Annotated in this window: 17 protein-coding genes; 8 read left to right on the top strand and 9 right to left on the bottom strand. The window is 63.3% G+C overall.

Annotated elements, in window-relative coordinates; all coding sequences use genetic code 11:
• Window position 1: 1 nt before the first annotated feature.
• Window positions 2-313, top strand: a complete 312-nt coding sequence (locus tag M653_RS0110785; protein ID WP_027143371.1) for a DUF6665 family protein — start codon at window positions 2-4, stop codon at window positions 311-313.
• Here M653_RS0110785 and M653_RS0110780 read toward each other — a convergent pair.
• Together M653_RS0110780 and M653_RS0110775 are read right to left on the bottom strand one after the other, a co-directional pair.
• On the bottom strand, window positions 294-1,178 hold the full coding sequence (locus M653_RS0110780; protein ID WP_027143370.1) for an alpha/beta hydrolase: 885 nt from the start codon (window positions 1,176-1,178) through the stop codon (window positions 294-296). The two genes, M653_RS0110785 and M653_RS0110780, sit on opposite strands and share 20 nt — an antisense overlap.
• An 83-nt stretch (window positions 1,179-1,261) precedes the next feature.
• On the bottom strand, window positions 1,262-1,606 hold the full coding sequence (locus M653_RS0110775; RefSeq protein WP_027143369.1) for a cupin domain-containing protein: 345 nt from the start codon (window positions 1,604-1,606) through the stop codon (window positions 1,262-1,264).
• Between the two features lie 313 nt (window positions 1,607-1,919).
• Between M653_RS0110775 and petA the strand changes: the two genes are divergently transcribed.
• From petA to M653_RS0110750, 5 genes are all read left to right on the top strand, one after another.
• Complete coding sequence (petA, locus tag M653_RS0110770; RefSeq protein ID WP_027143368.1) at window positions 1,920-2,480, top strand: ubiquinol-cytochrome c reductase iron-sulfur subunit; 561 nt, start codon at window positions 1,920-1,922, stop codon at window positions 2,478-2,480.
• A 16-nt stretch (window positions 2,481-2,496) separates the two neighbouring features.
• Complete coding sequence (locus M653_RS0110765; protein ID WP_027143367.1) at window positions 2,497-3,798, top strand: cytochrome b N-terminal domain-containing protein; 1,302 nt, start codon at window positions 2,497-2,499, stop codon at window positions 3,796-3,798.
• Window positions 3,799-3,825: 27 nt separating this feature from the next.
• On the top strand, window positions 3,826-4,698 hold the full coding sequence (locus tag M653_RS0110760; RefSeq protein ID WP_027143366.1) for a cytochrome c1: 873 nt from the start codon (window positions 3,826-3,828) through the stop codon (window positions 4,696-4,698).
• A 146-nt stretch (window positions 4,699-4,844) separates the two neighbouring features.
• Window positions 4,845-5,540 carry a phosphatase PAP2 family protein gene (locus M653_RS0110755; RefSeq protein ID WP_027143365.1) on the top strand — a complete coding sequence of 232 codons (696 nt, stop codon included), beginning with the start codon at window positions 4,845-4,847 and terminating at the stop codon, window positions 5,538-5,540.
• Window positions 5,541-5,768: 228 nt separating this feature from the next.
• On the top strand, window positions 5,769-6,314 hold the full coding sequence (locus M653_RS0110750; RefSeq protein WP_027143364.1) for an adenine phosphoribosyltransferase: 546 nt from the start codon (window positions 5,769-5,771) through the stop codon (window positions 6,312-6,314).
• A 48-nt stretch (window positions 6,315-6,362) separates the two neighbouring features.
• On the opposite strand, the gene M653_RS0110745 is transcribed toward M653_RS0110750, so the two are convergent.
• The 6 genes from M653_RS0110745 to M653_RS0110720 form a co-directional block, all read right to left on the bottom strand.
• Window positions 6,363-6,821, bottom strand: coding sequence for a MaoC family dehydratase (locus tag M653_RS0110745; RefSeq protein WP_027143363.1), 459 nt, complete (start codon window positions 6,819-6,821; stop codon window positions 6,363-6,365).
• Entirely contained in the window at window positions 6,818-7,288 is a 471-nt protein-coding gene (locus tag M653_RS0110740) for a MaoC family dehydratase (RefSeq protein ID WP_027143362.1), read from the bottom strand. Before M653_RS0110740 ends, M653_RS0110745 begins: the two co-directional genes overlap by 4 nt.
• A 171-nt stretch (window positions 7,289-7,459) precedes the next feature.
• Window positions 7,460-8,563: a redox-regulated ATPase YchF gene (gene ychF / locus M653_RS0110735; protein WP_027143361.1), complete on the bottom strand. Its 1,104-nt coding sequence runs from the start codon at window positions 8,561-8,563 to the stop codon at window positions 7,460-7,462.
• A 98-nt stretch (window positions 8,564-8,661) separates the two neighbouring features.
• The gene (gene pth, locus M653_RS0110730; RefSeq protein WP_027143360.1) at window positions 8,662-9,402 is read right to left on the bottom strand and encodes an aminoacyl-tRNA hydrolase; all 741 of its coding nucleotides are present in this window, start codon (window positions 9,400-9,402) and stop codon (window positions 8,662-8,664) included.
• Window positions 9,403-9,426: 24 nt separating this feature from the next.
• Window positions 9,427-10,068 (bottom strand): 50S ribosomal protein L25/general stress protein Ctc, encoded by a 642-nt coding sequence (locus M653_RS0110725; RefSeq protein WP_027143359.1) that lies wholly within the window; start codon window positions 10,066-10,068, stop codon window positions 9,427-9,429.
• Between the two features lie 236 nt (window positions 10,069-10,304).
• Window positions 10,305-10,733: a MarR family transcriptional regulator gene (locus tag M653_RS0110720; RefSeq protein WP_027143358.1), complete on the bottom strand. Its 429-nt coding sequence runs from the start codon at window positions 10,731-10,733 to the stop codon at window positions 10,305-10,307.
• Between the two features lie 153 nt (window positions 10,734-10,886).
• Between M653_RS0110720 and M653_RS0110715 the strand changes: the two genes are divergently transcribed.
• A complete protein-coding gene (locus M653_RS0110715; RefSeq protein WP_027143357.1) occupies window positions 10,887-11,744 on the top strand; it encodes an alpha/beta hydrolase in 858 nt (285 codons plus the stop codon).
• A gap of 72 nt (window positions 11,745-11,816) precedes the next feature.
• Here the strand turns inward: M653_RS0110715 and M653_RS0110710 are convergent, their stop codons facing one another.
• Window positions 11,817-13,058, bottom strand: a complete 1,242-nt coding sequence (locus tag M653_RS0110710) for an MFS transporter (protein ID WP_027143356.1) — start codon at window positions 13,056-13,058, stop codon at window positions 11,817-11,819.
• Window positions 13,059-13,196: 138 nt separating this feature from the next.
• Here M653_RS0110710 and M653_RS0110705 point away from each other — a divergent pair, with 138 nt between their 5' ends.
• A complete protein-coding gene (locus tag M653_RS0110705) occupies window positions 13,197-14,093 on the top strand; it encodes a helix-turn-helix transcriptional regulator (RefSeq protein ID WP_027143355.1) in 897 nt (298 codons plus the stop codon).
• Window positions 14,094-14,095 lie beyond the last annotated feature (2 nt).

Here is a 14,095-nt window from a genome sequence, read left to right as displayed (position 1 = left end):
AATGTCCTTGCGTCCGCCATCTCATCTTGCCGCCGCGTCGGCCGCCCAAGCGGCCTTCGACGCCCTTGGCCATGAAATCCTCGCCGAGAAGGCGGCGGCACTCGGTCGCGCGGGGCATCGCGTGGAAGACACCTTGGCCCGGCTGCGCGACAATGGCGACGACGAGTTGCGCCCCCGTCTGCTCAAGGAGGCGGCCGCCGCGGTGCATGGCTATTTCATCCAGCGCGAACTGTGCGGCTTTCGCAAGCATGACGCCGTGATCCGCGAATACAACATCCCGAAAGCCGTGCTGGTCAGGCTTGGCGCCATGTAGAGTTGGAGTTTGCCGAGCTGATTTCCCTGTGGAAGCGCGCCAGGCGGGCGGCAAGCGCTTCGGGATTTTCATCGGCAACGAAGTGTCCGCTGCCGGCTATGATGTCGCCCTCGACATTTGAGAGCCCGGCTGCGCGCAGGCCATCGACATAGTCGCCGATGGCGCCGGACTCGGCCGCACCCCTCAGATACAGCACCGGAACCGCAATCGGTTTCGCGGGCCGCGCGGCATTGACCTTGGCATCCTCGGGAAAAGCACGATACCAGTCGAACCCCGCCTGGAGGCTTTCCGGCCGTGAATAGGCCTTGGCGTAGATTTCCCTAGCGTCGTCAGGGATCGAGGCTCGATCCTTCGAAAGCACATTGAAGAAGAAGTCGAAATAAGCGCTCTGATGGCCGCTGACCAGCGTTTCCGGCAAGGCCGGGACGGCATGGAAGGCGAAGTGCCAGATCCGCGGATCGCGAATGACCTTCTCCCACGGCGCGACGCCTGGAATGACGACATCCATGATCGCCGCGCCGGAAAGGATGTCCGGATGGTCTCTCAACAAGGCAAACACGATCTGGCCGCCGACATCATGGCCGGCGGCCACGAGCTGGCGTAGTCCGCAAGTCTCTGCGACGCCTCTCATCAGTCTCGCCAGGGTTCTCTTGTCGCCAGCCCCGGGCAGGCCTTGCGAGCCGCCGATGCAGGGCAGGTCAGGGGCGACGACCCGGTAGTCGGCCGCCAACCGGCCGATCACCCGCTCGAAGGCGTAGGAGCTTTGCGGCCATCCGTGCAACAGGAGGAAAGCCGGTGCTCCGGCAGGGCCTGCCTCGCGTAGGGTAAGGCTCAGTCCTTCGATTTCGATGGTCGAGGTTTGCATGTCCTGGCCCTGGCGGCTTTCCGGTTGGCTCCCATGCCGTAGATCTAGGCGCCGACCGGGAAGCCGCCAGGGCTATGCAGGGGTCACTCCAGCCATTCGGTTATGAAGCTGCCGTTCTCGTGGATGTCGGTCGTTTCCAGCGGACCCGGGCCGAGATTGGTGAATTTGTGCGGCGTGTGCGGCGGCACGATGACGATCTGACCGGCGGTGGCCTCGATTTCCTGGTCGCCGACCGTGAACAAGGCGGTACCCTGGCGGATGATGAAGATCTCCGCATAAGGATGAGCGTGCAGCCGCGGGCCGCCGCCGACGTCGGGCAGGTAGTTGAAGATCAGGCAGGAGTTCGAGCCGTAGGCGCCGCATTGCAGTTCGCCCTTCCAGTGGTTGGAACGAACAGCCCATTCCTCGCGATCGATGACATGCGCCATGCGGCCAAGGATAGATCACGCCGATGCTCCGTGTCGAGGCGAAGCCAGGCATCGGATTTGCGGTTGTTTCCCGGCTGTTTAGCCGCCTTTCGCCGCGCCTGGCCGTCCCGCCCGGCGACAGGGTATTTCGTCCCCGCGACAATCTGCCCTTGTGCCTTCACCCGTCTGGACAAAAACGGGCTTCACGCATAAACCGAAGTCCAAATGCCGGAGGAATTCGCTAGCCTGTTCGCCATGCGCTGTCGGGTTGGCGTGATTGAGCGGGGACAAGGCTCGGCCACCGGCGCGGAAGAGGCGAAAGGATCAGGCACCCGTGAGCGCAACCGACATCCACGATCCCAACCGTCGAGATTTTCTCTACGTCGCCACCGGCATGGCCGCCGTGGTTGGCGCCGGTGCCGTCGCCTGGCCGTTCATCGACCAGATGCGCCCCGACGCCTCGACGCTGGCGCTCGCTTCGGTCGAGGTCGATGTCTCCTCGCTGACGCCTGGCAGCTCGCTGATCGTCAAGTGGCGCGGCAAGCCGGTCGTGGTGCGCAACCGCACCGAGAAGGAAATGAAGGACGGCGAGGCCGCCAGCCTCTCCGATCTCAAGGATCCGATCGCGCGCAACGCCAATTTGCCGTCCGATGCGCCGGCGACCGACGCCAACCGCACCACGCCCGGCAAGGAAGCCTGGATGGTGATGGTTCAGGTCTGCACCCATCTGGGCTGTATTCCGCTCGGCCAGGAAGGCGATTTCGGCGGCTGGTTCTGCCCGTGCCATGGCTCGCAATACGACACTGCCGGCCGCATCCGCAAAGGCCCGGCGCCGGAGAACATGGCGATTCCGGTATTCAAGTTCGTTTCCGACACCAAACTCCTTATCGGTTGAGGCAGGGGATATTTCGATGAGCGAGGGACACTCGACCTATACGCCGAAGACCGGTATCGAACGCTGGTTCGACGCCCGCATGCCGCTGCCCAGGATGGTCTATGACAGCTTCATCGCCTATCCGGTGCCGCGCAACCTGAACTATATGTGGACCTTCGGCGGCATCCTGGCGATCATGCTGGTGGCGCAGATCCTGACCGGCATCGTGCTGGCCATGCACTATACGGCCGACACCAATCTCGCCTTCGGTTCGGTCGAGAAGATCATGCGCGACGTGAATTCGGGATGGCTGTTGCGCTACATGCATGCCAACGGCGCCTCGTTCTTCTTCATCGCCGTCTACCTGCACATCTTCCGCGGTCTTTATTACGGCTCCTACAAGGCGCCGCGCGAACTTCTGTGGATCCTCGGCTGCATCATCTACCTTCTGATGATGGCGACCGGCTTCATGGGCTATGTGCTGCCATGGGGGCAGATGAGCTTCTGGGGCGCCACCGTCATCACCGGCTTCTTCAGCGCCATTCCGCTGGTCGGCGACTGGATCCAGCAGCTGCTGCTCGGCGGCTTCGCCGTCGACAATCCGACGCTGAACCGCTTCTTCGCGCTGCATTACCTGCTGCCGTTCATGATCGCCGGCGTCGTGGTGCTGCACGTCTGGGCCCTGCACGTCGTCGGCCAGTCGAACCCGACCGGCATCGAGGTCAAATCGAAGACCGACACCGTCGCCTTCACCCCCTACGCGACCATCAAGGACGCGTTCGGCATGATCGTGTTCCTGTTCGTCTTCGCCTATTTCGTCTTCTACCTGCCGAACTACCTCGGCCATCCGGACAACTACACGGTCGCCAACCCGCTGAAGACTCCGGCCCATATCGTCCCGGAATGGTACTTCCTGCCGTTCTACGCGATCCTGCGCGCCATCACCTTCAATGTCGGGCCGATCAATTCCAAGCTCGGCGGCGTGCTGTGCATGTTCGGCGCCATCGTCATGCTGTTCCTGGTGCCGTGGCTCGATACGTCCAAGGTGCGCTCGGCGGTCTACCGGCCCTGGTACAAGCTGTTCTTCTGGCTGTTCGTGGCCGATGCCGTCCTGCTGGGCTGGCTGGGCTCGCAGCCGGCGGAAGGCAGCTATGTGTTCATGGCGCAAATGGCGACGCTGTTCTACTTCGCCTTCTTTCTCATCATCCTGCCGGTTCTTGGCCTGATCGAGACACCGCGCAGGCTGCCGAACTCGATCACCGAGGCGGTGCTGGAAAAGAACAAGGGTGGCAGCGGACATCCGGTGGGCGCCACCGCAGCACCTGAGACCAAGGGCTGAGCGGTAGAGAATCTAAGGGGATTTGGCATGAAGAAGATTCTCACCTCGCTGGCGCTGATCGGCCTTGTGGCCGCCGGCACCGGAGTAGCAGGCACTTGGGCGTTCGCGGCCGAAGAGGCCCACAACGCGGCGGCACCGACGCATTTCCCGATCAACGAGCCGAAGGAAATGAGCTGGAGCTTCACCGGCCCGTTAGGCACCTATGACAAGGCGCAGCTGCAGCGCGGCCTGAAGGTCTACAAGGAGGTCTGCTCGGCCTGCCATTCGATGAACCTGGTGGCGTTCCGCACGCTGTCGGACCTCGGCTATAGCGACGCGCAGATCAAGACGCTGTCAGCCGAATACACCATCCACGACGGTCCCAACGATGCCGGGGACATGTTCGACCGTCCCGGCAAGCCGTCCGATCATTTCCCGGCGCCGTTCGCCAATGAGGAAGCCGCCGCTGCCTCCAATGGCGGCGCGGCGCCGCCGGACATGTCGCTGCTGGCCAAGGCGCGCGGCGTCGAGCGCGGCTTCCCGCAGTTCGTCTTCGACATCTTCACCCAGTATGATGCCGGTGGTCCCGACTACATCCATTCGCTGCTGACCGGCTATGACCAGACGCCCCCGGCCGGAATGGTCATCCCGGAAGGCACGCACTACAACCCGTATTTCATGTCGGGCGTGTCGCTGAAGATGCCCAAGCCGCTTTCCGACGGCCAGGTGACCTATGACGACGGCTCGCCGCAGACCATCGACCAGTATTCCCGCGACGTGGCTGCCTTCCTGACATGGGCGGCCGAGCCGCACATGGAAGACCGCAAGAAGATGGGCTTCCGCGTGCTGGTGTTCCTGCTTCTGTTCGGCGCCCTGGTCTACATGACCAAGCGCAAGGTGTGGGAAGCCGTCGCGCATTGAGCGATGCCGCAGAAATTCCAGAAAAGGGCGCCGCGAGGCGTCCTTTTCCGCTTTTGGGGTGGATTGCGCCGCCACGTCTCGGCGGTGTCACATAGCCGTCACCACACATCGCGATCCTGCGGCGCTCTCATCAAAGGATCACGCCCATGAAAAGATACGCACCGCTAGCGGCAGGCCTGCTGCTGCTCGTCGTTGGTTCCACGGCCCGCGCCGAAGACGCAAAGCCCTTCATCACCAACAAGGACGTCGACCTGACGATGATCCTGCCGCCGCCGCCAGCAAATGATTCGGCCGAGACCAAGGCCGAGCTTGGCGAGGTGCTGACCATGCAAGTCACGCGCACACCTGAAATGGAAGCCCGCGCCATCGCCGATGCCGAGGAAAACGTCTGGCGTTTCGCCGACGTCATGGGACCGAATTTCAACAAGGACAAGCTGCCGAAATTCAGCGCCTTCTTCGATCGCGTGGTGGAGACCGAAGGCGCCGTCGTCGATCCGGCGAAGGACGTCTGGAAGCGCCCGCGTCCGCACCAGCTCAGCGACCTCGTGAAGCCGGTGGTGAAGCTGTCGAGCTCCGGTTCCTGGCCGTCGGGCCATGCGACCGTCGGCACGATGATGGGCATCATCCTGTCCGACATGGTTCCGGAAAGGCGTGCCCAGATCATGGCGCGCGCGGCCGAGTTCGCCCATAACCGCATCGTCGGCGGCATCCACTATCCGTCGGACGTCGAGATGGGCAAGATTTCCGGCAGCGTCATCGCCGCGGTCCTGCTCAACCGCGATGACTTCAAGGCCGAGTACGAAGTGGCCAGGGCGGAGCTTCGTTCCGATCTCGGCATGTAAGACTGGCGGATAGCCATCTGTTCGAGCGGGGCGCCTTCGGGCGCCCCTTTTCGTGTCGGCCAGGGCCTGCGCCCACGGCAAGGAAATTGCCTGGCATTTGCCGCCAAATCCTTTGCCGGATGCGCTTGTCTCGACCGTCACATCGCGCTAGCCGTTGTCGGTCGCGCCGGGTTACGATCGGCCCCGCGCCGTTTCGCTTCTGTCAGCTGGATCATCCGGAGCCGCTTCATGAAATCCTCGCTCGAAGACACGCTACTGGCGTCGATCCGCACCATCCCGGACTATCCCAGGCCCGGCATCCTGTTTCGCGACATCACCACGCTGCTCGGCAACGCACGCGCTTTCCGCCGCGCCATCGACGAGCTGGTGCATCCCTATGCCGGGCAGAAGATCGACAAGATCGCCGGCATCGAAGCGCGCGGCTTCATCCTGGGCGGCGCCGTCGCCCACCAGCTCTCGGCCGGCTTCGTACCGATCCGCAAGAAGGGCAAGCTGCCTTATGAGACCGTGCGCGTCGCCTACAGCCTGGAATACGGGCTGGACGAGATGGAAATGCACAAGGACGGCGTCGCGCCCGGCGAGAAGGTGATCCTGGTCGATGATCTGATCGCCACCGGCGGCACGGCGGAAGCGGCGGTCAAGCTGCTGCGCCAGATCGGGGCGGATATTCTCGCCGCCTGCTTTGTCATCGACCTGCCGGATCTGGGCGGGCGCGCCAAGCTCGAGGCGCTCGGCGTGCCGGTGCGGACGCTGATCGGCTTCGAGGGACATTGAGGGGTCGAGTCTGTTCCTTCTCCCATAAGGGGAAAAGGAAGAGACGCCTCACCCAACCCTCACCAGCACCGCACTTTCGAATTCCAGCACCTTGCCGCCGGTCGAATCGGAGGCCTCGCAGAGCAGCGCCAGCAACCGCCAGCCGGGGCGGGACGCGATGGGGCGGTGGGAAAGCGCCGTGCGCGTGAAGGTGATGGTTTGCCCGGCGTAGACGGGCTTCAGCCATTTCAGGTTCTTGAATCCGGGCGAGGGGCCGAATTCGGGCACCGGGCCGTCCCAGCCTTCGGCGTCCAGGCGGGTCTCCAGATTCAGTTTCATCCAGGTGGCCGCGGTGTGCCAGCCGGAGGCGCAGAGCCCGCCAAGCACGCTCTTTCTCGCCGCCTCCTCGTCGATATGAAAAATCTGCGGGTCGTATTTGCGGGCGAACGCCTTGATCGCCTCGGGTTCGAATGTGTGCGAACCGAGTGTGACGGACGTGCCGATGCGGAAGAATTCATCCAGTGTCATGATAGGCTTCCCGCGGCATCACGCGTCAGGAACATGACGGAATTCTCAAGCTCGAAGACGCTTTCGCCGCGCTGGTTGACGAGTTCGCTGCGCATGGTCACGAAGCCGAGCTGCGGCTTCGACTTCGACAGGCGGCTGGCCAGAACCACGAGGTTGCCCCGCAGCGTATCGCCGGCGAGCACCGGCTTCTTCCATTTGACTTGATCGACGCCGGGCGCGCCCTGGCAGGTGGAGTCCAGCAGGAAGGCATCGCATAGCATGCGCATGAACATGGCGCAGGTGTGCCACCCCGAAGCCGAGAGGCCACCGAGAATGCTGGCCTTGCCGGCTTCCTCGTCGAGATGCATCGGCTGGGCGTCGAACTCGCTGGCGAACTCGATGATCTCGGCCGCGCTCACCTGTTTGGTGCCGAGCTCGAACGAAGCCCCCTTGACGAAGTCCTCATACGCCCATGTCTTTCCGGTCATGGTCTGCAAATCCGGTTGTAGAATGCGCGATCCCTTTGGATCGGCAAACCCGGATGCAGGCCGGGCGGCTTTTGGTCAAGCCCTTTCTGCTGAGCCAGCCCAGCCCGCAACCACGATGCGGCAGGGATGGTGCCGTCCAACCGAGGGGCGGGTCGCTCTATGGCGACCTCCTCAGGTGTTGAACTTGAACATCATGACGTCGCCGTCCTGGACGACGTATTCCTTGCCTTCATCGCGTGCCTTGCCGGCTTCCTTGGCCGCCACTTCGCCGCCCAGCGTGACGAAGTCGTTGTAGGCGATGGTCTGGGCGCGGATGAAGCCGCGTTCGAAGTCGGTGTGGATGACGCCGGCGGCCTGTGGGGCCTTGTCGCCCTTGTGGATGGTCCAGGCGCGCGTTTCCTTCGGCCCGGCGGTGAAATAGGTGATCAAATGCAACAGGTCGTAGCCGGCGCGGATGACCTTGTTCAGGCCAGGCTCGTCGAGCCCGAGCGAGGACAGGAACTCCATCTCTTCCTCGTCCGAGAGCTGGGCGACTTCGGCCTCGATCGCGGCCGAGATCACCACGGTGCCGGCGCCCTGCGCGGTGGCCATCTTCTCCACGGCCCTGGTGTGCTCGTTGCCGGTCGCGGCATCGGCCTCGGCGACGTTGCAGACATAGAGCACGGGATGCGAGGTCAAGAGGTTCAGGCCCTGCAGGATGCGCAGGTCCTCCGCCGAAATCCCGTTGAGCAGGATGCGGGTCGGCTTGCCGGCCTGCAGCAGCCCGAGTGCCGCCTCCATCATCGGCAATATGGTCGTCGCTTCCTTGTCCTTGCTGCCCGCGCGCTTGCGGATCTGGACGATGCGGCGCTCGATGCTGTCGAGGTCGGCGAGCATAAGCTCGGTCTCGACCGTCTCGGCGTCGGCGACAGGGTCGATGCGGCCCTCGACATGAGTGATGTCGTCATCCTCGAAGCAGCGCAGCACATGCACGATGGCGTCGACCTCGCGGATGTTGGCGAGGAACTGGTTGCCCAGCCCTTCGCCCTTGGAGGCGCCGCGCACCAGGCCGGCAATGTCGACGAAGGAGATGCGCGTCGGGATGGTCTCCTTCGACTTGGCGACCTCGGCGATCTTCTGCAGGCGCGGATCGGGCACCGCCACCTCGCCGGTGTTCGGTTCTATGGTGCAGAAGGGATAGTTGGCGGCCTGCGCGGCGGCCGTCCTCGTCAGCGCGTTGAAAAGCGTCGACTTGCCGACATTGGGCAAGCCAACGATGCCGCATTTGAAACCCATTTTGTCCGGTCCTATCGGGAAAAAGCGAAATTTGATGAGGGCTATGGGCGATAGGGGTTAGCAACGTCAAGCCCTGTAAGGCCACATGCGCCTACGCTTCAGTCCTTGTTGCCGAAGAGTTTCTTCAGCATGGCGGCCATCGGGCCGGTCTCGGGCAGTTTGGCGGGCGCCTGCTGGGGGCGGGCCTGGCGGACATGGCTTTGCTGTTTCGGGCTTTGCTGTTTCGGGCTCGACTGCTTCTGCGCCGGCTTTTCCGGTTCGACGCCTGCCTTACCCTGGACGGCAAGGGCGGCCTTGTTCATGAAGCCGGACTCGTCGCCCTTGACGATCATCGCCGCATTGTCGGCGATCGCGTCGAGCAGCGGGTCGAGCCAGTCGCGGTCGGTCTTGGCGAAGTCGCCGAGCACATGATGCTGGACCATTTCCTTGACGCCGGGATGGCCGACGCCGATGCGCACGCGCCGATAGGCGTTGCCGACATGGCCGTCGATCGAGCGGATGCCGTTGTGGCCGCCGGCGCCACCGCCGGTCTTGATACGCAGCTTGCCTTCGGCAAGATCGATCTCGTCATAGAAGACGGTGAGGGCGGAAAGGTCGAGCTTGTAGAAGCGCAGCGCTTCGCCGACGGACTGGCCGGACAGGTTCATGAAGGTCTGCGGCTTGATCAGGATAATCTTTTCGCCGCCGAGCGTGCCTTCGGAAATCAGTCCCTGGAACTTCTTCGACCAGGGCGAAAAGGAGTGGCGGCGGGCGATAGCGTCCGCCGCCATGAAGCCGACATTGTGCCGGTTTTCAGCGTATTTCGCGCCCGGATTGCCGAGGCCTGCAAAGACAAGCATCGTCGCCTCCGGGCGTGAAAAGAGTTACTTCTCTTCGGCGGCGGGAGCCGCTTCGGGAGCCGCAACCTCAACCGTCTCTTCCGTCTCCGGCTTCATCGCCGACGAACCGGCAACGGTCGCGATGGTGAAGTCGCGGTCGGAGATGACCGGCTTGACGCCAGCCGGCAGCTTGACCGCCGAGATGTGGATCGAATCGCCGATGTCGGCACCGGTGAGATCGACGGTGATGAATTCCGGGATCGCATTGGCCGGGCAGTGGAACTCGACTTCGTGACGCACGATGTTGAGCACGCCGCCGCGCTTGATGCCGGGCGACTTGTCTTCATTGATGAAGTGCACGGGAACGTCGACGTTGACTTCGGTGTCCTTGCCGATGCGCAGGAAGTCGACATGGACAGGGAAATCCTTGACCGGGTCGAGCTGGAAGTCCTTCGGCAGGACCTGGATCTTCTTGCCGTCGACATCGATCGTGGCGACCGTGGTCAGGAACCCGCCGCCATGGATCTTGTAGTAGATGTCCTTGTAGGTGAGCGCGATCGCCAGGGGAGGCTGTCTGTCACCGTAGATTACTGCAGGCACTTTACCGTTGCGGCGAACTGCACGGGCGGACCCCTTACCGACCTGTTCGCGCGCTTCGGCCTTGAGCTCGTAAGTATCGTGGCTCATGGCTTTTCCTTTCGCGTGTTATGGAGCGCCTACGGTTGGCGATGTGCCAGGCCGTAAACGTCGAAAGCCGCCAGACCTCGATGCCCGAATGCCGGAAACCGCAGCGAGCGGATCTTTGTTCGGGATCACAAGGGGAAGGCAGCCTTCCGCCGCGTTGCCTCCAAGGGTGTCTACGCGGGTGGCGGCTCTATAGCGGAAGGCGGGCAGGCGTGCAAGCGGAGGTGGGAAGGCCGTCGTTAACGGTCGCCGCTCAAGGCATCGCGCAGTGCCTGGACCTGCCGGTTCAGGGCGTCGAGCTCGGCCAGCGTCATGCCCGAGCGCTCAACCAGGGTCTCGTTCAGGCAATTGCACTGGACGAGCAGCTTGCGGCCGGCTGATGTCAGGTCGACCTGTACCTGGCGCTCGTCGGTCTGGCTGCGCCGGCGGGTCACCAGGCCGGATTGTTCCATGCGCTTGACCAGCGGCGTGACCGTGCTCGATTCCAGAGCGAGCCTGTGCGCGATCGTGCCGACCGACATGCCGTCGGCCTCGCCCAGCGCGTTGAGCACGAGATATTGCGGATAGGTGATGCCCATCCCGTCCAGCATCGGCTTGTAGGTGCGATTGATCGCCATGCTGGTGGCGTAGAGCGTGAAGCACAGCTGATTGTCCAATGGGAGAGGCACGACGCATTCCCTTGCCGATTAAACGCCTAAAATATGTACTACGAAAAATGATATCGCGATACATATTTTTGTAGACATGGGGATCAAGCTGCGCTAGCGATATCTGTATCGCGATATTGTTTATCGCGATACAGATAAAAACGGAGATTTGAGATGACCTCGCAGACCAAATCAGGCTCAGGCAGCGGCACGATCACCACCAAGGACGGCACGCAGATCTATTACAAGGACTGGGGAACCGGCCAGCCCATCGTCTTCCATCACGGCTGGCCGTTGAGCAGCGACGACTGGGACGCCCAGATGCTGTTCTTCCTGTCACAAGGCTACCGCGTCATCGCCCATGACCGCCGCGGCCATGGCCGGTCGACGCAGACGGATATCGGCAACGAGATGGACACCTATGCCGCCGATGTGGCTGAACTTGTCGCGCATCTCGACCTCAGGGATGCCATCCATGTCGGCCATTCGACCGGCGGCGGCGAGGTGGCGCGCTATGTCGCCCGGTATGGTGCGGGCGGCCGTGTCGCCAAGGCAGCGTTGCTCGGCGCGGTGCCGCCGATCATGCTCAAGACCCCAGCCAATCCCGGCGGCCTGCCGATCGAGGTCTTCGACGGCTTCCGCGCCGGCGTCGCCGCCAACCGCGCGCAGCTTTACGTGGATGTTCCCGCCGGCCCGTTCTACGGCTTCAATCGCCCGGATGCGCAGGTTTCGCAGGGTGTGATCGACAACTGGTACCGCCAGGGCATGATGGGTGGCACCAAGGCGCACTATGACTGCATCAAGGCCTTCTCGGAGACGGACTTCACCGAAGACCTGAAGAAGATCGACGTGCCGGTGCTGGTCATGCATGGCGACGACGACCAGATCGTCCCCATTGCCGACTCGGCGCTGTTGGCCATCAAGCTGCTCAAGAAGGGCGAGCTCAAGGTCTACAAGGGCTTTCCGCACGGCATGGCCACGACCCACGCCGAAATCATCAACGCCGACCTGCTGGCCTTCTTCAAGGCCTGAATCCTTCCCGCCTGAATGGCAAAGGCACCCGCCATATGGCGGGTGCCTTTGCCTGGATACAGCTCGGATGATTTATGCGGCTGCCTGCGCCTTGCGGGCTTCCTTCATGTTGGGCAGGAACACCGTCAGCAGTCCCAGGAACGGCAGGTAGGAGCAGATCTGGAAGACGAAATCGATGCCCTTCATGTCGGCGACGACGCCAAGCACGGCGGCCGCGATGCCGCCGACGCCGAAGGCGAAGCCGAAGAAGATGCCGGCGATCGTGCCGACGCGGCCCGGCACCAGTTCCTGCGCGAAGACGACGATGTTGGAGAAAGCCGACGACAGGATGAGGCCGATCAGCACGGTCAGCACCATCGTCCATTCCATGTTGGCGTAGGGGAGCGCCAGCGTGAAGGGCAGGACGCCGACGATCGAGAACCAGATCATCGCCTTTTGTCCATAGCGGTCCCCGAACGGACCGCCAAGCAGGATGCCCAGCGCCGACGAGCCGAGGAAGAGGAACAGCATGACCTGCGACATCTGCACCGAAACGCCGAACTTATGGATGGAATAGAAGGTGTAGTAGCTGGCCAGGCTGGCGATGTAGGCGTTCTTGGTCAGCACCAGCAAGGTCAGCACCGCCAAGGCCCACATCACCTTGCGGCGCGGGAAGGGCGAGACGAAGCTTACCGTCTTGCGATTGCCTTGCGCGGCGCGCAGGCGGCTGTACCAGCCGCCGACCTGCCACAGGATGACGATGCCGATCAGCGAGCCGACGGCGAACCACGCGATGCTGGTCTGGCCGAAGGGCACGACGATGAAGGCGGCCAGCAATGGGCCCATGGACTGGCCGAAATTGCCGCCGACCTGGAACAGCGACTGCGCCAGGCCAAACCGGCCGCCGGATGCGAAGCGGGCGATGCGCGAGGATTCCGGGTGGAAGATCGCCGAGCCGATGCCGATCAGCGAGGCGCCGATCAGGAGGAGGTAGTAGTGCCCGGCATAGGCCAGCACGACCAGGCCGATCAGCGAAGACGCCATGCCCCAGGGCAGCGAATAAGGCATCGGCCGCTTGTCGGTAACCGCGCCGATGATGGGCTGCAGCAGGGATGCCGTCACCTGGAAGGTGAAGGTCAACAGGCCGATCTGCCAGAAGTCGAGGCCGTAATTGTCTTTCAGAAGCGGATAGATGGCCGATAGCAGCGACTGCATGATGTCGTTGATGGAGTGGCAGAGGCTCACCGCCAGGATGACGGTGAAGGCCGTCGCCTGGGCTGAAGCGTGACTGGCGGTCGCAGGCGGCGCGACGCTGGTGGCTGTCGTATCGGTCAAGATAGGCTCCGTAGTCTTTTTGGCGGTGTTTCCCGCAGGCGGTGTGGCGGGCGCTTCCCGCAGGCAGCCTTATAGTCCGGTTGCCAAGCGACTTCTTTCGTGGTTTGGTCCAATAGTTTCGCAAGTGGGCCATACCGAATGCCAAAAACCAGGGAGATTTTCGGCGCCGGCCACACCGATCTCGAGCAATTGCACGGGCTGCGCTGGCAGTGGCTCGAGCAGGCGGTCGGGCCGGCGGTGGTGTTGCCGACCGAATATCCGGACGGCTACCACGTGCCGCACCACCACCACAGCCGCAGCCAGTTGCTGCATGCGCTGGTCGGCGTCGTGCTGGTGACGACGCGGCATGGCCGGTGGATGGTGCCGCCGGACCATGCGATGTGGATCCCGGCCGGCATCGAACATTCCGTCGAGATGCTGGGCGATGTCTCGATGCGCTCGGTCTATGTCATGCCGCAGGCGATTCCGGGCCTGCCGGAGGGCATGCGCGTCGTCGGCATCACCGACCTGATGCACAGCCTGATCGTGGAATCCGAGAAGCTGCCGCAAGGCGGCGAGCTTGAAGGGCGCGGCGGGTTGATCATGAACCTTCTCCTGCATGAGATCCCGCAATTGCCGGAGCGGCCGCTCGGCCTGCCGTTCCCGTCGGATCCCAAACTGGCGGCGCTCTGCCGGCGTTTCGTCGCCGCACCCTCACCGCACGCGACGATCGACGAATGGGCCGATACGGTCGGCATGAGCCGGCGCTCCTTCACGCGCGCCTTCCAGCGCCAGACCGGCCTGTCGCTGTCGACATGGCGCCAGCAGGCCTGCCTGTTCGCGGCGCTGCCGAGGCTCGCCGATGGCGAGCCGATCACCCGGGTGGCGCTCGATCTCGGCTATGACAGCGTGCCGGCGTTCATCACCATGTTCAAGCGCATGCTGGGTTCTTCGCCGCGCGGTTATATGCGTGGCGCGCGCGATGCCGGCGAAGGCATGCGGCGAGCCCCGGCCCGGTTAGAAACCCCGACGCCATCGGCCCTGCCGCAGGGGTGACT

This window comes from Mesorhizobium sp. WSM3626 (genome assembly GCF_000513935.1).
In the GTDB taxonomy this organism is placed as follows: domain Bacteria; phylum Pseudomonadota; class Alphaproteobacteria; order Rhizobiales; family Rhizobiaceae; genus Mesorhizobium; species Mesorhizobium salmacidum.
The sequence above is the reverse complement of the archived record's forward strand: the minus strand, read 5'-3'. Positions and strand labels throughout refer to the sequence as shown.